The sequence below is a fragment of the Arthrobacter sp. JDC6 genome (assembly GCF_056484025.1).
The window spans coordinates 460,340-484,473 of sequence record NZ_CM151278.1 but is presented as its reverse complement, the minus strand read 5'-3'; the positions used below and the strand labels follow the sequence as shown (position 1 = coordinate 484,473).

At 68.1% G+C, this 24,134-nt stretch carries 24 protein-coding genes; 9 read left to right on the top strand and 15 right to left on the bottom strand.

All coding sequences use genetic code 11. From position 1 onward, the window contains the following. Window positions 1-64 precede the first annotated feature (64 nt). Window positions 65-283 carry a hypothetical protein gene (locus ACV095_RS02200; protein WP_056391747.1) on the top strand — a complete coding sequence of 73 codons (219 nt, stop codon included), beginning with the start codon at window positions 65-67 and terminating at the stop codon, window positions 281-283. A gap of 77 nt (window positions 284-360) precedes the next feature. Here ACV095_RS02200 and ACV095_RS02195 read toward each other — a convergent pair whose 3' ends face one another. The 3 genes from ACV095_RS02195 to ACV095_RS02185 all read right to left on the bottom strand — a co-directional run bounded on the left by ACV095_RS02195 (window position 361) and on the right by ACV095_RS02185 (window position 4,573). Next, window positions 361-2,709 carry an FdhF/YdeP family oxidoreductase gene (locus ACV095_RS02195; RefSeq protein ID WP_478222809.1) on the bottom strand — a complete coding sequence of 783 codons (2,349 nt, stop codon included), beginning with the start codon at window positions 2,707-2,709 and terminating at the stop codon, window positions 361-363. A gap of 140 nt (window positions 2,710-2,849) precedes the next feature. Further along, window positions 2,850-3,470, bottom strand: a complete 621-nt coding sequence (locus tag ACV095_RS02190) for an MBL fold metallo-hydrolase (protein WP_478222808.1) — start codon at window positions 3,468-3,470, stop codon at window positions 2,850-2,852. Then, a complete protein-coding gene (locus tag ACV095_RS02185) occupies window positions 3,467-4,573 on the bottom strand; it encodes an S-(hydroxymethyl)mycothiol dehydrogenase (protein ID WP_377204746.1) in 1,107 nt (368 codons plus the stop codon). The genes ACV095_RS02190 and ACV095_RS02185 overlap by 4 nt, the downstream gene beginning before the upstream one ends. Before the next feature lie 320 nt (window positions 4,574-4,893). Here ACV095_RS02185 and ACV095_RS02180 point away from each other — a divergent pair, with 320 nt between their 5' ends. Genes ACV095_RS02180 through purM form a run of 3 tightly spaced genes read left to right on the top strand, consistent with a single transcriptional unit; the run spans window position 4,894 to window position 8,078 of the window. Further along, window positions 4,894-5,208: a hypothetical protein gene (locus ACV095_RS02180; protein ID WP_018772123.1), complete on the top strand. Its 315-nt coding sequence runs from the start codon at window positions 4,894-4,896 to the stop codon at window positions 5,206-5,208. Window positions 5,209-5,265: 57 nt separating this feature from the next. Beyond that, entirely contained in the window at window positions 5,266-6,936 is a 1,671-nt protein-coding gene (purF, locus tag ACV095_RS02175) for an amidophosphoribosyltransferase (protein WP_018772124.1), read from the top strand. Continuing rightward, complete coding sequence (gene purM, locus ACV095_RS02170) at window positions 6,933-8,078, top strand: phosphoribosylformylglycinamidine cyclo-ligase (RefSeq protein ID WP_056391760.1); 1,146 nt, start codon at window positions 6,933-6,935, stop codon at window positions 8,076-8,078. Before purF ends, purM begins: the two co-directional genes overlap by 4 nt. 47 nt (window positions 8,079-8,125) lie before the next feature. Here the strand turns inward: purM and ACV095_RS02165 are convergent, their stop codons facing one another. Continuing rightward, a complete protein-coding gene (locus ACV095_RS02165; RefSeq protein ID WP_478222807.1) occupies window positions 8,126-8,899 on the bottom strand; it encodes a VOC family protein in 774 nt (257 codons plus the stop codon). Window positions 8,900-9,025: 126 nt separating this feature from the next. Then, complete coding sequence (locus ACV095_RS02160; protein WP_018772127.1) at window positions 9,026-9,259, bottom strand: DUF3073 domain-containing protein; 234 nt, start codon at window positions 9,257-9,259, stop codon at window positions 9,026-9,028. A 272-nt stretch (window positions 9,260-9,531) separates the two neighbouring features. On the opposite strand from ACV095_RS02160, the gene ACV095_RS02155 reads away from it, so the two are divergent. Beyond that, on the top strand, window positions 9,532-10,209 hold the full coding sequence (locus ACV095_RS02155) for a septum formation family protein (protein ID WP_478222806.1): 678 nt from the start codon (window positions 9,532-9,534) through the stop codon (window positions 10,207-10,209). Between the two features lie 46 nt (window positions 10,210-10,255). Here the strand turns inward: ACV095_RS02155 and clpB are convergent, their stop codons facing one another. From clpB to ACV095_RS02130, 5 genes are all read right to left on the bottom strand, one after another. Next, window positions 10,256-12,898 (bottom strand): ATP-dependent chaperone ClpB, encoded by a 2,643-nt coding sequence (gene clpB / locus ACV095_RS02150; protein ID WP_018772129.1) that lies wholly within the window; start codon window positions 12,896-12,898, stop codon window positions 10,256-10,258. 161 nt (window positions 12,899-13,059) lie between these two features. Further along, window positions 13,060-14,145, bottom strand: a complete 1,086-nt coding sequence (locus ACV095_RS02145; RefSeq protein WP_478222805.1) for a sulfate/molybdate ABC transporter ATP-binding protein — start codon at window positions 14,143-14,145, stop codon at window positions 13,060-13,062. Further along, window positions 14,142-15,002, bottom strand: a complete 861-nt coding sequence (locus tag ACV095_RS02140; RefSeq protein WP_478223403.1) for an ABC transporter permease — start codon at window positions 15,000-15,002, stop codon at window positions 14,142-14,144. Before ACV095_RS02140 ends, ACV095_RS02145 begins: the two co-directional genes overlap by 4 nt. Window positions 15,003-15,040: 38 nt before the next feature. After that, window positions 15,041-15,943 carry a molybdate ABC transporter substrate-binding protein gene (gene modA, locus ACV095_RS02135; protein ID WP_478222804.1) on the bottom strand — a complete coding sequence of 301 codons (903 nt, stop codon included), beginning with the start codon at window positions 15,941-15,943 and terminating at the stop codon, window positions 15,041-15,043. After that, on the bottom strand, window positions 15,940-16,350 hold the full coding sequence (locus ACV095_RS02130; protein ID WP_268002071.1) for a TOBE domain-containing protein: 411 nt from the start codon (window positions 16,348-16,350) through the stop codon (window positions 15,940-15,942). The genes modA and ACV095_RS02130 overlap by 4 nt, the downstream gene beginning before the upstream one ends. A 118-nt stretch (window positions 16,351-16,468) precedes the next feature. On the opposite strand from ACV095_RS02130, the gene ACV095_RS02125 reads away from it, so the two are divergent. Genes ACV095_RS02125 through ACV095_RS02115 form a run of 3 tightly spaced genes read left to right on the top strand, consistent with a single transcriptional unit; the run spans window position 16,469 to window position 18,584 of the window. Further along, on the top strand, window positions 16,469-17,338 hold the full coding sequence (locus tag ACV095_RS02125) for a DUF4031 domain-containing protein (RefSeq protein ID WP_268002072.1): 870 nt from the start codon (window positions 16,469-16,471) through the stop codon (window positions 17,336-17,338). Next, the gene (locus ACV095_RS02120) at window positions 17,335-18,144 is read left to right on the top strand and encodes a 2-phosphosulfolactate phosphatase (protein WP_018772135.1); all 810 of its coding nucleotides are present in this window, start codon (window positions 17,335-17,337) and stop codon (window positions 18,142-18,144) included. The genes ACV095_RS02125 and ACV095_RS02120 overlap by 4 nt, the downstream gene beginning before the upstream one ends. A gap of 56 nt (window positions 18,145-18,200) precedes the next feature. Further along, window positions 18,201-18,584, top strand: a complete 384-nt coding sequence (locus ACV095_RS02115; RefSeq protein ID WP_018772136.1) for a VOC family protein — start codon at window positions 18,201-18,203, stop codon at window positions 18,582-18,584. Here ACV095_RS02115 and ACV095_RS02110 read toward each other — a convergent pair. Together ACV095_RS02110 and ACV095_RS02105 are read right to left on the bottom strand one after the other, a co-directional pair. Further along, complete coding sequence (locus ACV095_RS02110) at window positions 18,581-18,997, bottom strand: YccF domain-containing protein (RefSeq protein ID WP_134165067.1); 417 nt, start codon at window positions 18,995-18,997, stop codon at window positions 18,581-18,583. The genes ACV095_RS02115 and ACV095_RS02110 overlap by 4 nt on opposite strands. An 84-nt stretch (window positions 18,998-19,081) precedes the next feature. Further along, the gene (locus ACV095_RS02105; protein ID WP_268002074.1) at window positions 19,082-19,693 is read right to left on the bottom strand and encodes a phosphoribosylanthranilate isomerase; all 612 of its coding nucleotides are present in this window, start codon (window positions 19,691-19,693) and stop codon (window positions 19,082-19,084) included. Between the two features lie 105 nt (window positions 19,694-19,798). Here ACV095_RS02105 and ACV095_RS02100 point away from each other — a divergent pair, with 105 nt between their 5' ends. Then, a complete protein-coding gene (locus tag ACV095_RS02100; protein ID WP_478222803.1) occupies window positions 19,799-20,368 on the top strand; it encodes a HutD/Ves family protein in 570 nt (189 codons plus the stop codon). Here the strand turns inward: ACV095_RS02100 and ACV095_RS02095 are convergent. From ACV095_RS02095 to ACV095_RS02085, 3 genes are read right to left on the bottom strand one after another with little or no spacing between them, the layout of a single operon-like run. Beyond that, window positions 20,352-21,626 carry a Gfo/Idh/MocA family protein gene (locus ACV095_RS02095; RefSeq protein ID WP_478222802.1) on the bottom strand — a complete coding sequence of 425 codons (1,275 nt, stop codon included), beginning with the start codon at window positions 21,624-21,626 and terminating at the stop codon, window positions 20,352-20,354. The genes ACV095_RS02100 and ACV095_RS02095 overlap by 17 nt on opposite strands. A gap of 45 nt (window positions 21,627-21,671) precedes the next feature. Next, complete coding sequence (gene ggh, locus ACV095_RS02090; RefSeq protein ID WP_478222801.1) at window positions 21,672-23,027, bottom strand: glucosylglycerate hydrolase; 1,356 nt, start codon at window positions 23,025-23,027, stop codon at window positions 21,672-21,674. After that, window positions 23,024-24,112 (bottom strand): ABC transporter ATP-binding protein, encoded by a 1,089-nt coding sequence (locus ACV095_RS02085; RefSeq protein WP_144600155.1) that lies wholly within the window; start codon window positions 24,110-24,112, stop codon window positions 23,024-23,026. The genes ggh and ACV095_RS02085 overlap by 4 nt, the downstream gene beginning before the upstream one ends. Window positions 24,113-24,134 lie beyond the last annotated feature (22 nt).

Here is a 24,134-nt window from a genome sequence, read left to right as displayed (position 1 = left end):
TGGCCGGAACGCGGCCCACGTTTACCCCTTGCCGCCGTTATGACCCAAGTGTTTGGCTGTTGGCATGGCTGATGAAGAGGTATCCAAGAACGTTCCTTCCGACGAGCACCTGCGGCAGGATGTCGCACCCGGGTCGGAGGGGGAAGCCCAGGACCCACAGGACGGGCAGTTTGCCCCCGGTCAAACGAACGCCGGCCAGCAGGTGTCGGGGCTTGCCTCGGCCAGCGGTTATGGCAAGGACCTGGATCCGGAGGCCGAGCCCCACGGAAACAACCCTGTTTAGGCCGTAAACGACGGAAGAGCGCCCCCGCCTCCCCGCTGTTATCCAGCCGGGGACGCAGGGGCGCTCTGTCGCGCCATCTACACGCTGGCCTGCAGCAATCCTGCCTCTTCGGCCACCGCGTCCTCGCCCTTGTGCGGCTCGAAGCGGACGAACATGGCCTTGAAGCCGGGGGTGTTGGAGATGCGGGCCACGTTCTCCTTGTGGACCAGGGCGTTGGCCTCGGGGAAGTACGCCGCGGCGCAGCCCTTGGCAGTCGGGTAGGCCACCAACCGGAACTTGTCCGCGCGGCGGTCCACGCCCTGGAAGGTGCTGACTACGTCCACGAGTTCCCGGTCCTGGAAGCCCTGCTCGGCGAGGTCGTCGGGGTGGATGAGGATCACGCGGCGGCCGCCGGAGATGCCGCGGTAGCGGTCATCCAGGCCGTAGAACGTGGTGTTGTACTGGTCGTGGCTGCGGATGGTCTGCAGGACCAGGTGCCCCGGCGGCGGGGTGAGGTATTCCAGCGGGCTGACGGTGAACCGGCCGCGGCCGATGTCGGTGGCGAAGGAGCGGGTGTCGCGGGGCGCGTTGGGCAGCACGAAGCCGTTCTTGGTCCGGACCCGGGCGTTGAAATCCTCGAAGCCGGGCAGCACGCGGGCAATGTGGTCGCGGATCACGTCGTAGTCCTCGGCCATGGCCTTCCAGTTGACGGGGTGGTCCGGGCCGAAGGTGGCCTCGGCCATCCGCGCCACGATGACGGGCTCGGCGAGCAGGTGTTCGGAGACGGGGGTCAGGCGGCCCTGGGTGGAGTGGACCACGGACATGGAGTCCTCTACCGACAGGAACTGTGCGCCGTTGGGGTGCTTGTCGTCCTTGTCGGTGCGGCCGAGTGTGGGCAGGACCAGCGAGGTGCGGCCGTGCACGATGTGGGAGCGGTTGGGTTTGGTGCTGATGTGCACGGTCAGGCCGATCCGCTGCATCCCGGCTTCCAGGGCCTCGGTGTCCGAGCAGGCGAGCGAGAAGTTGCCGCCCATCGAGACGAACACGTCCACCTCGTCGCGCTCGAACGCCTCCATGGATTCCACGGCGTCGTAGCCGTGGTGCCGGGGGGAGGTGATTCCAAACTCGCTGTCCAGGGCCTGCAGGAGCCATTCCTTGGGTTTCTCCCAGATGCCCATGGTCCTGTCGCCCTGGACGTTGGAGTGCCCGCGGACCGGGCAGGCGCCGGCGCCGGGCTTGCCGAAGTTGCCCTGCAGCAGCAGCACGTTGACCATCTCCTTGATGGTGTCCACCGAGTGTGGCTGCTGCGTCACGCCCAGCGCCCAGCAGAAGATGGACGCCTTGGACGCCACCAGCATCGACGCCACTTTCTCGATCTGCCCACGGGACAGGCCGGTGGCCCGCTCGGTCTCGTCCCAGTCCAGAGTCCGGCGGGCTTCACGGTAGGCGTCGAATCCGTCCGTCTGCGCGGCGATGAAGGAATGGTCGACGACGGTGCCCGGGTTGGCTTCTTCAGCCGCCAGGAGCAGGTGGCCGAGCGCCTGGAACAGCGCCAGGTCCCCGCCCACCTTGATCTGCAGGTATTCGTCCGCGAGCGGGGTGCCGCCGCCCACCACGCCGGAGACGGTCTGGGGGTCCTTGAAGTTGAACAGGCCCGCCTCTGGCAGCGGGTTCACGGCCACTACCTTGCCGCCTTTGTCCTTGCATTCCTTCAGCGCGGACAGCATGCGGGGGTGGTTGGTGCCCGGGTTCTGGCCGACGACGAAGATCAGTTCGGCGTCGTGGATGTCGTCCAGGGACACCGTGCCCTTGCCGATGCCGATGGTCGGGTTCAGCGCCGAGCCGGAAGACTCGTGGCACATGTTGGAGCAGTCGGGCAGGTTGTTCGTCCCGATGGACCGGGCGAACAACTGGTAGAGGAAGGCAGTCTCGTTCGCGGTGCGTCCGGAGGTGTAGAAGACGCAGCGGTCCGGGGTGCTGGCCCGGATGTGCTCCCCGATCAGCTCGAACGCCTCATTCCAGGAGATGGGCGAGTAGTGCGTCTCGCCCTCCCGGATCACCACCGGTTCGGAAAGCCGGCCCTGGTTGCCCAGCCAGTACTCGGTCTTGGTGGAAAGCTCGGCAATGGAGTGCCTGGCCCAGAACTCCGCACCTACGGTGCGCAGGGTGTTCTCCTCGGCCACCGCTTTGGCGCCGTTCTCGCAGAACTCGGCCGTCTTGCGCTTCTTGTCCGATTCCGGCCACGCGCAGCCCGGGCAGTCGAAGCCGCCACGCTGGTTCAACCGCAGCAGCGACTGCGCCGTGCGGGCCACCCCTGCCTGGGCGACTGCACGCTCCAGGGCAACCATGACGGCCTTGACGCCGGCGGCCTCGGTCTTGGGCTTGTGGACCTCAAGGTTGTCCTCATTGATGTCCGCGACGGGGGCGGGCTGCTTACCGAACTTCATCGTTCCAACTTCCTTACCGGCCTGTGTTGTTCGAAGGTGAGTGGTGTTCGAAGGCGAGTGGTGTTCGAGGGCCAGTGAAAGGCGCGCCGGGCCTCCCGGCGCGCCTTTCTCCGGCACGTCACCTTACTGAATGTCGCGCGCTACTGGGCTACCTTCGCCAGCGTTTCCTGCTCGGCGGCGATGGTGGTGTTCCCGCCGTGGCCGGTGCGGACCACGGTGTCGGCCGGGAGGGTCAGCAGCTTCCCCCGGATGGACGCCAGGATGGTGGGGTAGTCGCTGTAGGACCGTCCGGTGGCGCCTGGGCCGCCGTTGAACAGCGTGTCCCCGGTGAAGACCGTCCCCTCGCTTTCCAGGTAGAAGCAGGTGGACCCGGGCGAGTGCCCCGGCGTGTGGATTGCCTTCAGGGTTGCCCCGCCCACCTGGAACACGTCGCCATCGGAGTGGTAGTGGTCCGGTTTGGCGTCCGGGTAGACCTGCTCCCAGAGCACCAGGTCCTCCTTGTTCAGGTGGATCGGAGCGCCCAGGGCATCGGCGACCTCGCGTGCGGCACCGATGTGGTCGTTGTGCGCGTGCGTGAGCAGGATGGCCTTCACCTTCCGGCTGCGGACCTGGGCGATGATCGCGGCGGCGTCGTGCGGCGCGTCGATGATGATGCATTCCTCGTCATTGCCCACGATCCAGACGTTGTTGTCCACGTCCCAGGTGCCGCCGTCGAGCGAAAATGTGCCGGAGGTGACCAGGTTTTCGATGGTGACGCTCATGCGGACGCCCCGGCCGGCTGGACCTCGACGACGGAGCGCAGCACCTTGCCCTCGTGCATCTTGCCGAACGCTTCCTCCACCTGGTCGATGGTGATCCGCTCGGACACGAAGGCATCGAGGTCCAGGTTGCCCTGCTTGTAGTGCGAGACGAGCATCGGGAAGTCACGGGACGGAAGGCAGTCGCCGTACCAGGACGACTTCAGCGAGCCGCCGCGGCCAAAAACATCCAGCAGCGGCAGTTCCAGCGTCATCTCCGGCGTCGGTACACCCACCAGCACCACGCGGCCGGCAAGGTCGCGGGCGTAGAAGGCCTGCTTGTAGGTTTCAGGGCGGCCGACGGCGTCAATCACCACGTCCGCTCCGTGGCCTCCGGTGAGGGCACGGATGGCTTCCACAGCGTCCTCCTGGCGCGAGTTCACGCCATGGGTGGCACCGAGCGACTTGGCCATGTCGATCTTGTTGTCGTCGATGTCCACGGCGATGATCGTCGTGGCACCGGCCAGCCTGGCCCCGGCGACCGCAGCGATGCCCACGCCGCCGCAGCCAATGACGGCCACGGATTCCCCGCGCTTGACCTCGCCGGTGTTGATCGCGGCGCCGATGCCGGCCATGATGCCGCAACCCAGCAGGCCCACGGCGGCTGCGTCAACGTCCGGGTCCACCTTGGTGCACTGCCCGGCGGCGACCAGCGTCTTCTCGGCGAAGGCGCCGATGCCCAGGGCCGGCGAAAGCACGGTTCCATCCTCCAGGGTCATCTTCTGGGTGGCGTTGTGCGTGTTGAAGCAGTACTGCGGCTGGCCCTTGGCACACGCACGGCACTGCCCGCAGACGGCACGCCAGTTAAGGATGACCCGGTCGCCGGGGGCCACCGAGGTCACATCCGGGCCGACAGCACTGACCACACCGGTGGCTTCATGGCCCAGGAGGTACGGGAAGTCGTTTCCGATACCGCCCTGCTTGTAGTGCAGGTCGGTGTGGCAGACGCCGCAGGTCAGGATGTCCACCAGGGCCTCCCCCGGCCCCGGATCCGGCACCAGGATGGTCTCCAGCGACACCGGAGCGTCCTTCTCCCGGACAATGACAGCTTGAACCTTGTGGACCATTGTTCTTGTGTTCCTTTCCTGGACCTTGGCAGTCCGGTAAGTCGGCGACGTGTGCCAATCTAGCTGACGCAGCTGTTCAAGGACGGGATCTTGGGCCTACCAACCCCTGAACAATTGCGTAATGCACAACAGAATGCACATAGCGCTACCTAGCAATATGACAGCGGCCACACCCCGTGTCAATAGATATATCAGTTGCAGGGCAGCGGGGCGATAGGCGTCCGGCATTGGCCGCCTGGGCGTTTTTGGTCGCCCGGGGCGCTCAATGGCGGCGGCCGCCCCGTTATGTCCCCAAAATCTCCGGCAGTACGCTTGATGGCATGGCTTTTGAAGAATCCGCTGCCGAGCGGCGCGAAGTAACCGTCCGCCGGGCACCCAAGTACGTTCCCTTCCTGGTCCTGGGTGCGCTGGTGGGTGTTGCTGCAGCCGCAGTGGTTGCCTACGCGGTACCGGGCGATGCAACGTTCGACCCCGGCGCTGTCTTCGGATTCTTCCTGGTGATGTTTGCCGCGTGCGGCGCAATCCTGGGCGCCGCACTGGCGCTGGTCCTGGACCGCCGCAGCCTGAAGCGGCAGGACCGGGCCGTCGTGGAGGCCGTTCCCGACTCGGAGCCGGACACCGATCCCCAGGCGTAGCAAGTCACAAACGGGCGGCCGGAAAAGTCATACCCCATATCGTGAGATAATCGACCAGTGGCACGCGGCGATGGAAAACTTTCCCATGATCTTCTCCCCGGCGAAAAAGGCCCGCAGGACGCTTGCGGCGTCTTCGGCGTCTGGGCCCCAGGCGAAGAGGTAGCAAAACTTACCTATTACGGGCTGTATGCACTGCAGCACCGCGGTCAGGAGTCGGCTGGCATAGCAACCAGCGACGGCAAGCGGATCAACGTCTACAAGGACATGGGCCTCGTGTCCCAGGTCTTCGACGAGACCACGCTGAACACCCTGACCGGGCACCTGGCCGTGGGCCACTGCCGCTACTCCACCACCGGCGCCAGCCACTGGGCCAATGCGCAGCCCACCCTTGGCGCCACCGCCACCGGCACGGTGGCCCTGGCACACAACGGCAACCTGACCAACACCGCCGAGCTCAATGCCATGATCACCGAGCGCAACGGCGGCCACCTCACCGGCGAAATGAAGCAGGGCAACACCTCTGACACTGCCTTGGTCACCGCCCTGCTGGAGGGCGAGCCCGGCAAGACCCTGGAAGAAACCGCCACCGAACTCCTGCCCAAGATCAAGGGCGGCTTCTGCTTCGTGTTCATGGACGAGGGCACGCTCTACGCTGCACGTGACACCTTCGGCATCCGCCCGCTGGTCCTGGGCCGGTTGGAGCGCGGCTGGGTGGTTGCCTCCGAGCAGTCCGCCCTGGCCACCGTGGGCGCCAGCTTCATCCGGGAGATCGAGCCGGGCGAGTTCATTGCCATCGACGAGGAAGGCGTGCGGTCCAAGCGGTTCGCGGAGCCGACGCCGGCAGGTTGCGTTTTCGAGTACGTTTACCTCGCGCGCCCGGACGCGGCCATCGCCGGCCGCTCCGTGTACGAGTCCCGCGTGGAGATGGGCCGCCAGCTGGCCCGCGAAAACACGCAGCAGGCGGACATCGTCATCCCCGTGCCGGAATCCGGCACCCCCGCGGCTGTTGGCTACGCCGAAGAATCCGGTATCCCGTTCGCGCACGGCTTCGTCAAGAACTCCTACGTGGGCCGTACCTTCATCCAGCCCTCCCAGACCCTGCGCCAGCTGGGCATCCGGCTCAAGCTCAACGCCCTTGAATCCGTGATCCGCGGCAAGCGTGTTGTGGTGGTGGATGATTCGATCGTCCGCGGCAACACCCAGCGCGCCATTGTGCGGATGCTCCGGGAAGCCGGCGCCGCCGCAGTGCACGTGAAGATTTCCTCCCCTCCTGTGCAGTGGCCGTGCTTCTATGGCATCGACTTCGCTTCCCGGGCCGAACTGATTGCCAACGGCGCCACCATTGAGGAGATCTCCCAAGCCATCGGCGCAGACTCGCTGGCCTACATCTCCGAGGACGGCATGATCGGTGCCACCCGCCAGCCGCGCGAACGCCTCTGCACCGCCTGCTTCACCGGCAAGTACCCCATCAAGCTCCCGGATGCGGACAAGCTGGGAAAGAACCTCCTGGAACGCACCGACCTGGGCGGCCTGAAGCCCTCCCCGTCCGCGCTTCCCGGCCAAACCGCCGCCCTGGCCGTTGACGCCACCGAGGACCCCGCTGAGAAGGCCGGGGCTACCGGCTGTGATCCGGGCCCGGACTCAGAATTCGAGAACCTGCTGACCGAAGCCGACCTTGTGCCCGACGTACCCGCCGCCACCAGCGCCGATAAGAAAGAGTCCGTATGACTTCCGTTAGCCCCGCCGCAAACAACTCCGGCATCACCTACGCCTCCGCAGGCGTGGACGTTGAAGCCGGGGACCGCGCCGTCGAGCTCATGAAGGGTGCCGTCAAGGCAACCCACAACTCCTCGGTGATCGGCGGGGTGGGCGGCTTCGCCGGCCTTTACGACGTTTCCCGGCTGCTGACCTACAAGAGGCCGCTGCTGGCCACGTCCACCGACGGCGTGGGCACCAAGGTTGCCATCGCCCAGGCCATGGACATCCACGACACCATCGGGTTCGACCTTGTGGGCATGGTGGTGGATGACATCGTGGTGGTAGGCGCCGAGCCGCTCTACATGACCGACTACATCGCCTGCGGCAAGGTGGTCCCGGAACGCATCGCGGGCATTGTCCGCGGCATCGCGGCCGCCTGCTCCGTGGCCGGCACCGCCCTGGTGGGCGGCGAGACTGCCGAGCACCCGGGCCTGCTGGGCGAGCACGAATACGACGTTGCCGGCGCAGCCACCGGCGTGGTCGAGGCCGATGCCCTGCTGGGACCGGACCGCGTCCGTGCGGGCGACGTCGTGATCGGCATGGCCTCTTCCGGCCTCCACTCCAACGGCTACTCGCTGGTCCGCCGCGTCATCAACCACGCCGGCTGGGCCCTGGACCGCCAGGTGTCCGAACTGGGCCGCACCCTGGGTGAGGAACTCCTGGAACCCACCCGCGTCTACGCGGCCGATTGCCTGGACCTGGCCCGCACCTTCCCGGTCAGCGCCAAAGCGGCTGTTCACGGCTTCAGCCACGTCACCGGCGGCGGCCTGGCCGCCAACCTGGCCCGCGTCCTCCCCCAGGGCCTCGTGGCCACCGTGGACCGCGCCACCTGGGAACTGCCGGCCATCTTCAAGCTGGTCTCGGAGCTGGGCAACGTGCCCCTGGCGGACCTCGAGCGCACCCTGAACCTTGGCGTGGGCATGGTGGCCATCGTGTCGCCCCAAGCTGCCGACGCCGCCGTTGCCCGCCTGAACGACCGGGGCCTGCCGTCCTGGATCATGGGCACGGTCACCGAGGATTCGGACTCCATCCTGAAGTCCGGCCCGGATTACGTCCAGGGCGCCAAGGGCGTGGACGGCGGCGCTGTCCGCCTGGTCAACGCCTACGCCTAGCCAACTGCTGGAGGCTCCCCACTGCACGCGGTGGGGAGCCTCCACTTTTAAGCGACCTGGATGAGGTTCAGCACACCGCCCTGCGGGTCCTCGATGGTGGCCAGTGATCCCACCGTGGGACGGTCATCCGGCTCCACCAGGACTTCGCCGCCTGCTGCCAGGGCGGCCGCTGCCGCCGCGGCAATATCTGCCGCGCCAAAGTAGATCTGCCAGTCCGCTTCCTCGCCTTCGTCGGCAGGAACGATGCCGGCCACCTCGCTGCCGTCGATGAGCAGCGTGCTGTAGCTGCCGCCGTCGTCCTGGGGGTACTCGGTGACTTCATGGCCGAAAAGCTGCTGGAAGAAGCCGATGGCGGCCTGCGGCTCGGGTGTAAAGAGCTCAGCCCAGGCCAAGGCGCCCGGCTCGTTGAAGAGCCGGCTGCCGAAGTGGGTACCTGCCTGCCAGATCCCGGTGGTTCCGCCGCCGGGAGGGGCCAAAAAGCCCAGCACCCCGGTGTCGCCCACCTTCTCAGGCCCGAACTGGGCGGTTCCGCCGGCATGGCCCGCTTCCTGGAGCAGGTCCGCGGCATCTGCGGCCGCAAAGTAGACGTTCCACTCGGCAGCGGTGCCGGCCTCAAGCTGCAAGGGATTTTGCGGCGCAATGGTGGCCACCAACTGCCCGCGGACAAAGGCCTGCGCGTAGCTGCGGCCGTCCGGAGTGGGGAAGTCCTGGTAGGTCCAGCCGAACAGGCGGCCGTAGAAATCTTTGGCGGCATCAACATCGGGGGTCTGGAGATCCGCCCAGCAGGGCTCGCCGCTGGCGTACGTGGTCCGAACAGTCATGCGGTCAGGTTACCAACCAAACACGGAAAGCCCGCTGCCCTGCCGGTAATTCGGTGGGGCAGCGGGCTCCATGACGTAGGCGGCGCCACAGCAGCCGGGCCGGGGGCCACAGCAGGCTTGCGACAACTAGCCGATGCGACGGTTGTCTACCTCGTCGTCATCGTCATCCAAATCATCCGCGTACTTATCCACATAAGCCGAATAGTCCGGTTCGACCGGTTCATTCGAGTAATGGCTCGTTGAACGACTTCCAGGGCCCGTCAGCTCACGCTGAAGTGCCGAGTAGTCAGTGTTCGGGGAGTAGTACTTAATGTCCCGAGCCTGCTTGGTAGCTTTTGCCTTTTGACGGCCGCGCCCCATGGCGTGACCCCCTTTTGTACTTGGACCGGAGGTGGTCACCTTGGCGATCGGTGAGGCCCCGGAATGTTTGGTCAATTTGTCGTACACCTAGATTACATGCTTTCGGCGGGCCCCGCTTGCCGCCCGGCGCCCCGAACGGCCGGGTGGGGTACCATGATGCACCTCCTCCCGCGGGATTCCGGCATTTTTCTTCGGTAGAGTCGCTTAAGAACTGCCGATTTTATCTGGCCGTTGGCGAGCCGTGGCACCAAAACCCAGGAGGATGCGCACCCGTGAACCACCAGGACATCCCGCCGAAACCCGCTTCGCCTCCGCGGACCGGAAGCCTGCCGAAGATCCACAGTGGGACCGGTTCAGCCCCCGCCCCGGAATCCGTTACCTGGTCCCAGCCGCGCCATGATCCTGCGCCGGAAAAACACACCAACAGGAAGCCTGCCCTGTGGAAGGCGTTTCTGGTCGTCGTCACCCTCGCCGTTGCCGGCTCACTGGTGTGGCTTGCCGTCTGGTTGAACTCCTCGCCTGGCACCGATGCGGCAAAGAATGACGCACAGGGCGTGCTGCAAACCGCGGTCACGCCGCCGGCCACTCCCCAACCCCTTCCCCGCGAAGGGGTCGCACCCCCGGCGTACGCACTGGGTGACTGCTTCAAGGATTTCGATCCCCAGGCCCTGACGTCCACGCTGGTGCCCTGCGATACGGGCCATTCGGCCCAGCTGGTGGCCACCTTGACATATCCGGAAAGCGCCAAGTACCCGGGGGCGGAGCCGCTCAAGGCCAAGGCACTGGAAGTCTGCCAGGCGGCGAAACTCGGCCCGGCGGCGAAAAACTTCCAGCTCAACTACCAGCGCAGCTTCCCCAGCAGCACCAGTTGGGAATCCGGCGACCGCAGGGTTGATTGCTACGTCACGGCAGACACCGGCAATGTGATTAACGCGAGCGTGCTGCCCTGACGGTCAGCCCGCCAGGGCAGCACGGCCCGCTTCAGAGGCCCTGCGGCTAGTCCTTCCGCCGCACCGACAGTCCGGAACTGGGGGCGCCCGTCAACGCGTCCACGTTGCCTTCGGTCAGTTCCCCAAAGTCCGGCGCGGTATCAACCAGGACGGTGTCGCCGTCGCTGATTTCACCGGCGAGGATGGACTTGGCCAGCCGGTCGCCGATCTCGCGCTGCACCAGGCGGCGCAGCGGCCGGGCGCCGTAGGCGGGGTCGTAGCCGGACAGCGCCAGCCAGGCCTTGGCGCTGTCGGTCACATCGAGGGTGAGCCGGCGCTCGTGCAGCCTGCGGCCCAGTTCCGCCACGTGCAGTTCCACAATGTGCGCCAGCTCCTCCACCGTGAGGGCATCGAACAGCACCACTTCATCGAGCCGGTTGAGGAACTCCGGCTTGAAGGACGCGTTCACCGTGGCCATGACCGCATTGCGCTTGGCCTCGGCGTCCAGCGTCTGGTCCACCAGGAACTGGCTGCCCAGGTTGGAGGTGAGCACCAGGATCACGTTGCGGAAGTCCACGGTACGGCCCTGCCCGTCGGTGAGGCGGCCGTCGTCGAGCACCTGCAGGAGGATGTCGAACACCTCGGGGTGCGCCTTCTCCACTTCGTCCAGCAGCACCACCGAGTAGGGACGACGGCGCACGGCCTCGGTCAGCTGCCCGCCTTCCTCGTAGCCCACGTATCCCGGAGGGGCCCCGACCAGCCGGGCGACGCTGTGCTTCTCGCCGTACTCGGACATGTCGATCCGCACCATGGCGCGTTCGTCGTCGAACAGGAAGTCCGCCAGGGCCTTGGCCAGCTCGGTCTTGCCTACGCCGGTGGGGCCCAGGAACAGGAAGGAACCCGTGGGCCGGTTGGGGTCACTGATGCCCGCCCTGGCGCGCCGGACGGCGTCTGAGACTGCGGCTACAGCCTTGCCCTGGCCGATGAGGCGCTTGCCGAGCTCCTCCTCCATGTGCAGCAGCTTCTGGCTTTCACCTTGCAGCATGCGGCCGGCCGGGATGCCGGTCCACGCGGAAATGACCTCCGCGATGTCTTCTGCCGTCACTTCCTCCGCCACCATCTGCGCGGACTTGTCCGTCACGGCGGCCTCCGCTTCGGCAGCGGCGTTCAGCTCGCGTTCCAGCGCCGGAATTTCCCCGTAGAGGATCCGCGAGGCGGTCTCCAGATCACCCTCGCGCTGGGCCTTGTCCGCGGCGGACCGCAGCTCATCGAGCTTGGCCTTCAGGTCACCCACCCGGTTCAGGCCGGCCTTTTCAGCCTCCCAGCGGGCGTTGAGCGCGGAGAGCTCCTCCTCCTTGTCCGCCTTGTCGGCCCGGAGCGCAGCCAGCCGCTCCACGGAGGCAGCGTCGGTCTCGCCCTCCAGCGCGAGCTCCTCCATGGTGAGCCGGTCCACCTGGCGCCGCAGCTGGTCGATCTCCTCCGGGGCGGAGTCGATCTCCATGCGCAGCCGGGACGCGGCCTCGTCCACCAGGTCGATGGCCTTGTCCGGCAGCTGGCGGCCCGAAATGTAGCGGTTGGACAGCGTGGCTGCCGCCACCAGCGCGGAGTCGGCGATGGAGACCTTGTGGTGCGCCTCGTAGCGCTCCTTCAGGCCACGGAGGATGCCGATGGTGTCCTCCACGCTGGGCTCGCCAACGTACACCTGCTGGAAGCGGCGTTCCAGGGCTGCGTCCTTCTCGATGTTCTCCCGGTACTCGTCCAGCGTGGTGGCGCCGATCAGCCGCAGCTCGCCACGGGCCAGCATGGGCTTGAGCATGTTGCCGGCGTCCATGGAGGAATCGCCGGTGGCGCCGGCGCCCACCACGGTGTGGATCTCGTCGATGAAGGTGACAATCTGGCCGTCTGAGCCCTTGATCTCCTCGAGGACCGCCTTCAGCCGCTCCTCGAATTCGCCGCGGTACTTGGCGCCGGCCACCATGGAGCCGAGGTCAAGGGAGATGAGGGTCTTGCCCCGCAGGCTCTCCGGGACGTCGCCGGCCACCATCCGCTGGGCCAGGCCTTCCACCACGGCGGTCTTGCCCACGCCGGGTTCGCCGATGAGCACCGGGTTGTTCTTGGTGCGGCGGGACAGGACCTGGACAACACGCCGGATTTCGGCGTCCCGGCCGATCACGGGGTCCAGCTTGCCGGCGCGGGCCATGGCGGTGAGGTCGGTGCCGTACTTCTCGAGCGCCTGGAAGGTGTTCTCGGGGTCCGGGCTGTCCACCTTGCGGTCGCCGCGGACGCCCGGCAGGGCGGCGAGAAGTGCCTCGCGGGAGGCGCCGGCGTCGCGCAGCAGGCGGGCGGCGGCATCGTTGCCGGTGGAGAGGCCCACCAGGAGCACCTCGGTGGAGACAAAGCTGTCGCCCAGACGGTCCGCTTCCTCCTTGGCGTGCTGGATGGCCTGCAGTGCGGGCCGGGACAGCTGCGCCTGCTGGCTGGAGCCGCCCGACGTGGCGGGCAGTGCCTTGATGGCACTGCTGGCCTGGACGCTGACGGCATCGGGATCGGCGCCGGTTGCGCGAAGCAGCGCGACGGCGACGCCCTCACGCTGGTCCATCAGCGCCTTGAGGAGGTGGGCCGGTTCCACCTGGGGGTTGCCGGCCGTCGAGGCGTTCATTGCCGCGGCGGAAAGAGCCTCCTGGCTCTTGGTGGTGAATTTGACGTCCAAAGAGAGCTCCTTTCGGGGGCTTGTTGACTAAGTTGAGTCTACTACGCTCAACTTTGGACGGCGACGTCCACTAGCCATGTTTGCCCACGGCGAAACAGCTGTCCAGAGCCGGAGGTCCCGCCGGGCCTGCTTGGACAATCGGCTGCCGGGACATACTCCGCCTAGGTCCCGTACACGGACACGGCCGCGGCCTTGACCACGAAGTGCACCGTCATGCCGGGGACAAGGCCCAGGTCGGCGGAGGCAGCAGGGGTGATGTCCGCGGCCAGGCCGCCGGCCCGGACGCGGATCTGGTCGCCGTGCGGCTCGAGGTCCGTGATGGTGACGGCAAACGAGTTCCGCGGGCTGCCGTGCGCATCGTCGAGGAACACGGAAACGGCCGACGGCGGGAACACGGCGACGCCGGGACCGCCCGCCCTGGGCAGCGGGCCAGGCTCCCCGGACGCCGCGGCGGGGACGGCTTCCTCGTCGTGGCCGGCAATCCGCAGGCCGTGGCTGGTCCGCACCCCCGCCCTGTCGAGGATGCCCGGAATGAAGTTCAGCCCGGCGAGCCCGGCGGCAAAGGAGCTGCGCGGCCGCTCCAGCACCGCCCGGGTGGGGCCTTCCTCCGCGATCCGACCGTTTTCCAGGATGACCACCCGGTCCGCGAGCACCAGCGCGTCCAGTACGTCGTGGGTCACGATGATGGCCTGCCGGCCTGCGAGGACGCGCTTGAACAGGCGGCGCAGCAGCGGCGCGGAGTGGATATCCAGGGCTGCCAGCGGCTCGTCGAGCAGGAGGAGGGCGGGGTCGGCGGCGAGCGCACGGGCCACGGCCACGCGCTGGGCCTGGCCGCCGGACAGCTGGGCGGGACGCCACCCGGCCAGTTCTCCGGCCTCCACCTCGGCCAGCCAGTGCAGCGCCTGCTCCTCCGCATTCCGCTTGGAAACTCCGGCGCTGCGGGGCCCGAACGAGACATTGTCCAGGGCATTCAGGTGGGGGAAGAGCAGCGGTTCCTGGGCCAGCAGGGCGGTGCCGCGGCGGTGCGGAGCCGCCCACGTACGTTTTCCGCCGTCGAGGTCAAAGAGGGTCCTGCCGTTGAGTTCGGCCCGCCCGCTGTCCGGCCGCAGGAGGCCCGCGATGCCGGCCAGCAGGGTTGATTTACCGGCACCGTTGGGCCCCATGACGGCCACGGTTTCGCCCGGTCGGACGCTCAGGGCCACGTCGAAGCTGCGCCCGGCCACCACTGCGTGGAAGGACAATGTCACCGGACACCCCCTCCCGCCGGGGCCGGCGCCGTCGTCCTTTTGCCTGACCCGGAACGGCCCGGTGCCGGGCGCCGGTATGCAAGGGCAACCACCGCCACGGCGACGGCCACGAGTACCAGGGACAGGGCGACGGCGGCGTCCGGGTCCGTTTCGCGCTGCAGGTAGATTTCCAGCGGCAGGGTCCGCGTCACCCCCTGCAGGCTGCCCGCGAACGTCAGCGTGGCGCCGAACTCGCCCAGGCTCCGCGCGAAGGCGAGGACCGCGCCGGACGCCAGCCCCGGGAGCACCAGCGGAAGCGTGACGCGACGGAACACCGTGCCGGGCCGGGCACCCAGTGTCGCCGCCACCGCCTCATACCGGGAGCCCGACGTGCGCAGGGCACCCTCAAGGCTCACCACCAGGAACGGCAGCGCCACGAACGTCTGCGCCAGGACCACCGCGGTGGTGGAGAAGGCGATCTGCAGGCCGAGCACGTTCAGCGCCTGCCCCAGCAGCCCCTGCCGGCCGAACGTGTAGAGCAGCGCGATGCCGCCCACCACAGGAGGAAGGACCAGCGGCAGGAGCACCAGCGAGCGCAGCAGCCCCTGCAGGCGGAAGGTGCCCCGGGCAAGGACCAGGGCCAGCGGTACGCCCAGCACAATGCACAGCAGGGTGCTGGCGGCCGAGGTCCGCAGGCTCAGCCCCAGCGCGGTCAGCGACGGCCCGGAGGTCACCAGCGGGAGGAACCGCGGCCAGTCCACGCGGAGCACCATCGCCAGCAGCGGAAGCACGACGACGACGGCGGCCAGGACGGCCAGCACGCGGACCCAGCCGGGGATGCCGGAGTAGGCCGGGCTTGGGGTGCGTGGCCGCACCATGGGCAGAAAGGGCTGCCGCCTTGCTGCCTGCTTCCGGGTCACTTGACGCTTCCGTCACCGGCGCCGGCCGGCCCAAACCCCGCTGCAGCGAGGACGCGCCGGCCTTCCGGACCGGTGACCAGGTCCAGGAAAGCCCGGGCGGCGGCCTTGTTCCGGCCGCCGGCGACGCCGGCGATCGGGTAGGTGTTGACCGCACTCCCTGATTCCGGGAACTGGATCCCGGCCACCTTGGACCCGGCGGCCTTGATGTCCGTGCCGTAGACCAGCCCGGCGTCGGCCTCCCCGGAGGCCACCTTGCCCAGGACGTCCGTGACCGCGTTCTCCTCGCTGACCGGATTCAGCACTACTCCGGCCGCCTCCGCGGCCGTGGCCGCGGCAGTCCCGCAGGGAACCTGCCTTGCGCAGGTGACCAGTTTGAGGCCCGGCCGGGCAAGGTCCTTCAGTGCGGTGATTCCTGCCGGGTTGCCCGGCGCTACTGCGATGGCGAGGGTGTTGGTGGCGAAGTTCCTGGCGGCGCCGTCCACCAGCCCGGCGTCCTGAACCTTCTTCATGTTGGCCAGGTCCGCCGGCGCGAAAACGTCCGCCGGCGCCCCCTGGCTGATCTGGCTGGCCAGGTCCGAGGACCCTGCAAAGCTCAGGGCAACCGTGGTGCCGGGGTTTTCCGCCTCGAAGGTGCGGGCGAGTTCGGTGAAGGTGCCTTTGAGGGAGGCGGCCGCGAAGACGGTGATGGTGCCTTCCGGCTTGGCGCCTGAGCCGGCTGCGCTGTTGCCCGCGCTGTTGCCCGCGCTGTTGTCCTCGCCAGGGCCTGTGCCCAGGGCCGCTCCGCCCGCAGCGCAGCCGGTGAGGACGGCCAGCAGCAGCACGGCGGCCGGCAGGACAGCAAGGGAAAGGAGCCGCGCCAGGGAGGCGGACACCGCGGTACGCGTGGAGGTCCGGGTCATGCGGTGGCCCTGCCCTTCGGGGATTCGATGATGACCGTTGTTGCCTTGACCACCGCCGTGGCCACCGAGCCCGGTTCCAGGCCCAGTTCCCGCACGGCCTCGCTGCTCATCAGCGAGACCACCCGGAACGGCCCGCACTGCAGTTCCACCTGTGCCATCACCTTGTCCGTGATGACGTTGGTGACCAGGCCCACGAACCGGTTCCGGGCGGAGCTGCTCCCGCTCTTGGGGTCATCGGGCAGCTGGGCCAGCTTTTGCGCATGCGTGGCCAGCTCGAGTCCATCGACGGCGAGCCGGCCGGAACCGTCCCGGAGCGGGGTAAGTGTTCCATGCTCCGTCCAGCGGCGGACGGTATCGTCACTTACGCCCAGGAGACGGGCAGCCTCAGAAACGCGGATAAGGGTCATTCCCTGATTCTAGTCCGCAGATGCGGATTATGCCTCCGCTTCTGGGAGCATATGCAAAATGACTGCGTGCCCCGTGGCTGCGCGTCCCCTGCCCGAAGGGCGGCACTAGACTCCTTCCATGGCCATCTACATCGACCCGCCGCTGTGGCCTGCACACGGAACACATTTCTCGCACCTGGTCTCGGACTCTTCGCTGGATGAGCTGCATGCGTTCGCAGCTGCCGCGGGGATCCCGGAGCGGGCGTTCGACGGCGACCATTACGATGTGCCGGAACGCCGCATTGAGGAGCTGGTGGCGGCAGGCGCGGTCCGGGTGGAGGGCAGGGTGCTGGTCCGCAAACTGATCGCCAGCGGGCTCCGGATCCCGGCACGCCGGCGGAACAAGTCGCTGAAGGTCCCACTGCTGACCCGCTGGGAAGCCATCATGCCGGGCCGTGACGCACTGTTCCTGGACCTGCTGGACCGATGGAGCGAACCACACCGCCATTACCACGGCTGCACCCACCTGCTCTCCGTCCTGGAGGCACTGGACCTGCTCACCGAACCGGGCGAGGCGCCGCGGACCGTGCTGCTGGCGGCCTGGTTCCACGATGCCGTGTACCGCGGCGCGGCGGGCAGGGACGAGGAGGAGTCCGCCCGGCTGGCGGAAAGCCGACTGGCCGGGACCGGGCTGCCGCCGGACGAGGTGGCGGAAGTGGCGCGGCTGGTCCGGCTCACGTCGGACCACCAGCCCGAACCAGGGGACCACGACGGCGCCCTCCTCTGCGACGCGGACCTCTCGGTCCTCGGCGGCGATCCTGAGGAATACGCCCGCTACCTTGCCGCTGTCCGCAAAGACTACGCGCACATCGGTGACGCCGACTTCGCAGCCGGCAGGGCCGCCGTCGTGCGCCACCTGCTGGAACTGGACCCGCTCTTCCACCACCCGCGGGCCCGGGAACTGTGGCAGGACGCCGCGCACCTGAACCTGAAAGGTGAACTGGCATGAACGCCCCGGGCTCCGGTTCACGGCACACGCACTCCGCCAATGCCGCGCACCGCCAGCTTCCGTTCACGGTCAGGCTGGACTGGGGCCTTGATGGAGCCGGGACCGTGGCGTCCGGCGCCGACATTGCGGTGGTGGTGGATGTCTTTTCCTTCAGCACCTGCGTCAGTGTGGCGCTGGACCGCGGCGCGGAGGTGTTTCCCTACCCGTGGCGGGACACCAGCGCCGAAGACTTCGCCGCCCACCACCAGGCGCAGCTGGCCGGCCCGCGCGGCGGTGGCGGGCTGAGCCTCTCCCCCGCAAGCCTCCGCGCGGCAGAAGCCCTGGGAAAGGTGGTCCTGCCCTCCCCCAACGGGTCGGAACTTTGCCACGCGCTGGCCGGGGACGTACCGCTGGTGGCCGCAGTGTGCCTCCGGAACGCCGCAGCCACGGCCGACTGGGTGGCGGCGAACCTTCCGGAGGACGCGGTACTGGCGGTGGTTGCTGCCGGGGAGCGCTGGCCGGACGGCACGCTGCGGCCTGCGGTGGAGGACCAGATCGGGGCGGGCGCGTTCATCGCCGGGCTGGCGGCCGCCGGCAGGGGCGGCTACGAAGCCGGGGACGGCAGGCACGGCTACGCGCCGGAGGCGGTAGCTGCCATGGCCGTTTTCGAAGCCGCCGAACCTCGGCTGCGTGAGATGCTCCAGTTGTGTTCCAGCGGCCGCGAGTTGACCGGGGCCGGCTACCCAGAGGACGTGGACATCGCCGCGGAACTGGACCAAAGCGATTCGGTGGCCCTCCTGCGCAACGGGGCGTTCCGGCCGCTCTAAGGGGCTGCGGCTTCCACGGGTTTACGGATGCCGGAACCGGATGCAAAACTGCACGGATGAGCCTGCGCATCCAAGCCCTTGCCATTGATTCCACCGACCCCCGGGTTCCTGCTGCCTTTTGGGAAAAAGCGCTTGGCTGGCGCCGCACCCATGAAGAGGACGACGAGATCGTGCTGGAGCCGCCGGCAGGCAGCGCCGGGGACGGCGTGTTGCCGGACCTGCTTTTCCTCAGGGTCCCGGAGCAGAAGGAACTCAAGAACCGCCTTCACCTGGACCTCCGCCCGGAGGACCAGGACGCGGAGGTGGCCAGGCTGGAAGAGCTGGGCGCCCGGCAAATCTCGGTGGGACAGGGGGCAGCGGCAACCTGGGTTGTCATGGCTGATCCCGACGGCAACGAGTTCTGCGTGCTGCGGGCGATGCGCCCGGACGGATCCGCCTAGCGGTAGCGGCTGACGGGGTAGTTGCTCACAAACGGCGTATTGGTGGGCACGATCTGCTTGCCCAGCGGCATAAGGGATACCGGGATGAGCTTGAGGTTGGCGATGGCCAGCGGGATCCCGATGATGGTCACGGCCATGGCGAACGCGGTCACCACGTGGCCGATGGCGATCCAGATGCCGGCCACGAGCAGCCAGATCACGTTGCCCAGCAGCGAGAAGACACCGGTGCCGCCGGGCTTGTCCACCACCATCCGGCCGAACGGCCACAACGTGTAGGCGGCGATCCGGAACGAGGCGATGCCCCAGGGGATGGTGACGATCAGCAGGCAGCAGACCACGCCCGCGAGGAAATAGCCCAGGGCCAGCCACAGGCCGCCGAAAACCAGCCAGATGATGTTCAGAAGTGTCTTCATGCACCCATTCTGCCCCCAGCCCCTGCCACGCGGCGCTGGGGGACTCCCCTGATCCTGCCCTGATCCCCGGCCGGGCTGCGGCGCCTACACCGTGGCGGCCGACTTTGCGGCGTGGACAAAGGCGCGGATCTTGGCAGGGTCCTTCACGCCCCGGGATGCCTCCACGCCTGAGGAAACATCCACTCCCCAGGCATGCGCGGCCGCTGATGCCTGGCCAACATTGGCAGCGTCCAGTCCGCCGGCGAGCAGCCAGTTCCGTCCCTGCAGCACCGGCAGGTCCGCCACGGAGGCGTAGTCCCAGGATTCCCCTGAGCCCGGCACCGCGGCGTCAATCAGGAGCAGGTCCTCGCCCCAGTCGTCGAACTCATCCTGGGCGGCACCCATGGTGACGGCCCTGACCAGCTTCATGCCGGCGTCGTGCACTGTTGCCACGTCCGCACGCGACCGCTGGCCGTGCAACTGGATCCATTCCAGGCCTGCGGCCCGGGCAATGGCGATGGCGTCCGCCACGGGCTCATCCCGGAAGACCCCGATCGGGGAAACACCCTTGGGGACCCCTGACAGCAGGGAGGCCACCTGCGACGGCGAGACAACGCGGGGGCTTGCGGTGAGGACGAACCCCACGGCGTCCGCGCCGGCATCCACCGCTTCACGCACCGATTCGGGCGTGCTGAGACCACACACTTTAACGAACATTCCCGGCTCCTTCAGGCTGTTTTCGTGATGACCCCCCGCAGGAGAGTAGCAGGGACAGGGTACGGGCTGCGACGCGTGACCACCGCAGCGAACTAGGCTGGGCTGATGCAGATCATCCGCTTCGCTGAACTCAAGGCCGAACCATGGCGCAACGGCGGCGGGGTGACCAGGGAAATCGCCCGCCAGGGCGCGGCCGACGGCGGCTGGGACTGGCGTGTGAGCATCGCAGACGTGGCCAAGGCCGGGGACTTCTCCGCGTTCCCCGGCATGGAGCGGGTCCTGACGGTCATCGAGGGGGAATTGCTGCTGCTCACCGTGGACGGGGCGGAACAGCCCCTGGAGAAGTACCGTCCCTTCAGGTTCGACGGCGGCGCCGCCACCGTGGCCAAACTGCCCACCGGTGACATCCGGGACCTGAACGTCATCACGCGAACGGCCGCCTTCAAGGGCTACACGTCCATCATCGAGCTGTCCAAGAAGCGCGCCCACCCAGTGCTTGAGGGCCAGCTTGCGGTGCTGCTGCAGGGGCAGGCGACGGTCAGCGACAGCGGAACCGAGCCGCTGGAGCTGGGCAGGTACGACGCCGTGGTGGGTTCCGACGCCGACTCGCCCGAGGTCCTGGGCCGCGGCTTCCTGGCCGTGGTGTCGCTCGATCCGGTTACAGCCGGGAACTGAACCCTTCCACCGGTACCACGGCGCCCCTCCGGCGCGCCTCCTCAGCCGCGAAAACCACCGCATGGCTGACCAATGACTCCTCCAGCCCCGACACCACTCCGGACCAGTCACCGCCGGCCAGGGCAGCGACCCAGGCCTGCACGAGTCCCCGGTCGCCGCCTTCATGCTTTTCGCCGGGCACCGTGGGGGCAGCGGCGGGGGCGGGGTAGGCGGTGGTGGTCCCGGTCAGGAAGTCATGGACCGAGATGCTGCCTGCCTCGATGGAGATTTCTCCGTGGCTCCCGAAGATCCTGGTGCGGCGCGGGCCTGCGGCGGTGAAGGCCGTGGCGGTGAAGGCGGCGGTGGTGCCGTCCTCGTAGTCGATGTTCACCACCTGGTGGTCCACCACGTCGTTGCCTCCTGAGTAGACGCACCGCCCGTAGGGCCCCGTTGCCAACGCCTTCCACAGCGATTCCGGTGTGCCGCCCGGGTCCACCACGTCGGCAAAATAGGCCCTGCCGGGGTCCGCAGGGGCACCGTCCGGCGGCCGGCCCGGCGCGTAGATGCGCAGGGCCGAATAGGGGCAGCGGGCTTCCGCCGGGCAGTCCGTGCAGCGCCCTGACGCGCCTTCCGGCGCTTCCTCCGGACGGAAATGCGACAGCCTGCCAAAGGAGGACACCCGAAGGGGCCGGCTTCCAATGATGAAGGAGAGCCAGTCGACGTCGTGCGTGCACTTGGCCAGCAGGAAGGGGCTGGACTCCGCCTCACGCCGCCAGTTCCCGCGGACGTAGGAGTGCGCGAAATGCCAGAAGCCCACGGGTTCCAGGTGCTGGACGGAGATGACCCGGCCCACTGCCCCGGCGGAGAGAAGTTGCCGCAGCAGGGTGGTCAGCGGCGTGTAGCGCAGGACGTGGCAGACGGCTGCCCTGATTCCCGATTCCTGCTGCAGGCGCGCCAGCTCCGCGCAGCCGGCGGGGTCGGGCGCGATGGGCTTCTCCAGGAGGACCGGGTAGCCGTGGGCTGCGGCGGCCGCAAACGGCCTTCCGTGGTCGCGGTCCGGGGTGGCAATGATGATGCCGTCGGCAGGCAGCCGGTTGCGGAGCATGGCCTGCCAGTCCTCGAAGACACGCTCCGCCGGCACGTGGAGCTCCGCCGCGATGGCTTCGCGCAGGTGCCGTCGCGGCTCCGCGATCCCCACCACGGCGGCCCGGCCGGTATCCACGGCAAGACGGGCATAGGCGGAACCCCGTGCACCGGCGCCGGCAATGAGGAGGCGCACCGGTGGTGCGGTTACTGGAAGGGACGACGGCGGCGCCTCCACGGGTCAGCCGGCGTCAGGATCGGCGAGCCATTCCAGGGCAACGGCCGCCGTCCAGGACTGGTCCATGCTGCCAAGCGGCTCGCCGGTAAACGGTTCGTAGTACTCGGCGAAGTGGCCCTCCATCAGCTGGGCAAGGGAAGCGTCCCGCAGCCGCAGGTACCGTTCCCCGTCACCGCGCCTGCGCAGGCAGCCCGCCAGGAACCAGTTCATCACCGGCCAGACCGGTCCGCGCCAGTACTGCCGGGGTTTGAGGCCCTCATAGGTGGTGGAGGTTGATGCCGGCAGCGGGAAGGCCAGGCGCGGGTCGCCGGTCCAGTCCGGTCCTTCGAAGATGTCCAGCTGCCGCCGCAACAGGGAGTCATCCGCCGTGGAGATGAGCGGGGCGAAACCGGCCATCGTGGGCAACCCGATCCATTCACCGGCCAGCACATCGCGGTCCCGCGCCAGCCCGGTTTGGTCATCCACGGTGGCGTCCACGCCCTCCCGGAACTCCTCCGCCCACTCCCGCAACCGGGCCACATCCCCGCGCAGGCCGATGTGTTCAGCCAACACGGCCAGGTCCTCGTTGGCCGCGGCGAAGATCGCCGACATGAAGACGTCCTTGACCTGGAAGTCCATCACTTCCGGCAGCCGGGCGTCGTCAAACCGGACGTCGGCCATCTGCTGCACCAGCCAGAGGTAGCGGCTGTATTCCTCGTCGCTGGGCCGCTGGCTCCGGTCGGTCACCTTTTGCGTGTCCGTCCGGACAAAGGGCTCCATCGGCCCGGGATGGACCCTGGAGTATGGTCCGTCGAACCGCGGCGAGTTATCCATGCCGGACTCCCAGCCATGGTAGATCGTGAGCAGGCCCGAGCCGTCGCCACCGCGGCTGGTGCGCAGCCACGCATGCCAGCGGATCCACTGGGGCAGCGTCCGCCGGGTGAACTCTTCGGCGAGCCGGGCGTCCTCGCCGCCCGCCGCCGTCGCGCGCTCCACGATGCGGCGCAGCAGCGTCGCGTGGACGGGCGGCTGGCAGATGCCGCTGGACTGCACCCCCTCGGGCGATGCTCCGCGCGTTCCCCACCGCTCCACGTCCGGGAAGTAGCCGGGGACGTCGGAGAACACGATGTGCGGAATCATCCCGCTTTTCCACTGCGCCGCGAGAAGGTAGTCCAGCTCCTGCAGCGCCCGGGCCACGCTCACCGTGGACAGGCCGGTGGCCACGAAGGCCGCGTCCCAGCTCCACATGTGCGGATAGAGATTCGGCGCGGCGGTGACCATGGTGCCCAGGTCATTGGCGGCCAGGACATCCCTGGCCCGCTGCCTCATGTCCGCCAGGTCCCGAAGCGGAAAACCAGTCGCGTCCGCTTCGGCGCTCACGCCGTCAGCCCCAACTGGGTTTCCGTGTCGAAAAAGCGGAGGGCGCTTTGCTCGAAACGCAGTCCCACCGTGTCCCCCGCCGAAACCCGCGCTGTTGAGGGAACCTGGACCTTGACGGTCTGCCCACCCAGGTCCACGGTCAGCAAGGTGGCGTGTCCGAGCGGTTCCACCACCTCCACGGCCGCATCCAGGGAACCCTCCGCGCCCCGCTGCTCCAGCGAAATGTTCTCGGCCCGGATGCCCACCATGACCGCCGTGCCGCCGGTACGGGCCGCTGCCCGGGCCAGGAATTCGGGCGCCGCAATGCTCTGGCCGCCCACTTCCAGGCCACCTTGCGGGGTGATCCGGCCGTCCAGGAAATTCATGGGCGGGGATCCGATGAATCCGCCCACAAAGCGGTCGGCCGGCTCCTCGTACACCGTGATCGGGTGGCCGAGCTGGGCGATCTGGCCCTTCTTCATCACCGCCACCCGGTCCGAGAGGCTCATCGCCTCCACCTGGTCGTGGGTGACGTACAGCGTGGTGGAACCCAGCTGCTGGACGATCTTCTTCAACTCGGCGCGGAAGTCGAGGCGAAGAAGGGCATCCAGGTTGGACAGGGGCTCATCCATCAGCAGCACATCGGCGTCCATGACGATGGCCCGGGCAACGGCGACACGCTGCCGCTGGCCGCCGGAGAGGTTGGCGGGGTAGCGGTCCAGGTACGGGCTCAGCTGCAGCAGGTCCGCCGCCCATTCCACCTTCCGTTCCAGCTCTTCCCGGGGGACCTTCTTCATCATCAGCCCGAACGCGATGTTGGTGCGGACGTTCCGGTGCGGGAAGACGGCGTAGGACTGGAAGACCATGGACAGGTTGCGGTCCTGCGGGGGCAGGTAGGTCACGTCCCTCCCGCCGATGGAGATGCTGCCCTGGTCCGGGAAGTCCAGGCCCGCCACCATGCGCAGCAGGGTGGTCTTCCCACAGCCGGAGGGTCCCAGCAGCACCATGAACTCGCCCTCGGCAACCTCGAGGGAGACGTTGTTCGTGGCCAGCTCGGTGCTGCCCGGGTAGGTCTTGTGCAGACCCTTGATGGAGATGTCAGCCATGGGACGGCCTCTCTGGGACGCA

Bases quoted from the DNA above. Each gene is read 5' to 3' on its own strand.
- ACV095_RS02130 (WP_268002071.1), bottom strand. From the start codon at position 16,350: ATGACCCTTATCCGCGTTTCTGAGGCTGCCCGTCTCCTGGGCGTAAGT.
- ACV095_RS02125 (WP_268002072.1), top strand. From the start codon at position 16,469: ATGGCCATCTACATCGACCCGCCGCTGTGGCCTGCACACGGAACACAT.
- ACV095_RS02115 (WP_018772136.1), top strand. From the start codon at position 18,201: ATGAGCCTGCGCATCCAAGCCCTTGCCATTGATTCCACCGACCCCCGG.
- ACV095_RS02195 (WP_478222809.1), bottom strand. From the start codon at position 2,709: ATGAAGTTCGGTAAGCAGCCCGCCCCCGTCGCGGACATCAATGAGGAC.
- ACV095_RS02105 (WP_268002074.1), bottom strand. From the start codon at position 19,693: ATGTTCGTTAAAGTGTGTGGTCTCAGCACGCCCGAATCGGTGCGTGAA.
- ACV095_RS02185 (WP_377204746.1), bottom strand. From the start codon at position 4,573: ATGGTCCACAAGGTTCAAGCTGTCATTGTCCGGGAGAAGGACGCTCCG.
- ACV095_RS02200 (WP_056391747.1), top strand. From the start codon at position 65: ATGGCTGATGAAGAGGTATCCAAGAACGTTCCTTCCGACGAGCACCTG.
- ACV095_RS02140 (WP_478223403.1), bottom strand. From the start codon at position 15,002: ATGGTGCGGCCACGCACCCCAAGCCCGGCCTACTCCGGCATCCCCGGC.
- ACV095_RS02120 (WP_018772135.1), top strand. From the start codon at position 17,335: ATGAACGCCCCGGGCTCCGGTTCACGGCACACGCACTCCGCCAATGCC.
- ACV095_RS02100 (WP_478222803.1), top strand. From the start codon at position 19,799: ATGCAGATCATCCGCTTCGCTGAACTCAAGGCCGAACCATGGCGCAAC.
- ACV095_RS02160 (WP_018772127.1), bottom strand. From the start codon at position 9,259: ATGGGGCGCGGCCGTCAAAAGGCAAAAGCTACCAAGCAGGCTCGGGAC.
- purM (WP_056391760.1), top strand. From the start codon at position 6,933: ATGACTTCCGTTAGCCCCGCCGCAAACAACTCCGGCATCACCTACGCC.
- ACV095_RS02085 (WP_144600155.1), bottom strand. From the start codon at position 24,112: ATGGCTGACATCTCCATCAAGGGTCTGCACAAGACCTACCCGGGCAGC.
- ACV095_RS02190 (WP_478222808.1), bottom strand. From the start codon at position 3,470: ATGAGCGTCACCATCGAAAACCTGGTCACCTCCGGCACATTTTCGCTC.
- ACV095_RS02110 (WP_134165067.1), bottom strand. From the start codon at position 18,997: ATGAAGACACTTCTGAACATCATCTGGCTGGTTTTCGGCGGCCTGTGG.
- ACV095_RS02165 (WP_478222807.1), bottom strand. From the start codon at position 8,899: ATGACTGTTCGGACCACGTACGCCAGCGGCGAGCCCTGCTGGGCGGAT.
- modA (WP_478222804.1), bottom strand. From the start codon at position 15,943: ATGACCCGGACCTCCACGCGTACCGCGGTGTCCGCCTCCCTGGCGCGG.
- ACV095_RS02180 (WP_018772123.1), top strand. From the start codon at position 4,894: ATGGCTTTTGAAGAATCCGCTGCCGAGCGGCGCGAAGTAACCGTCCGC.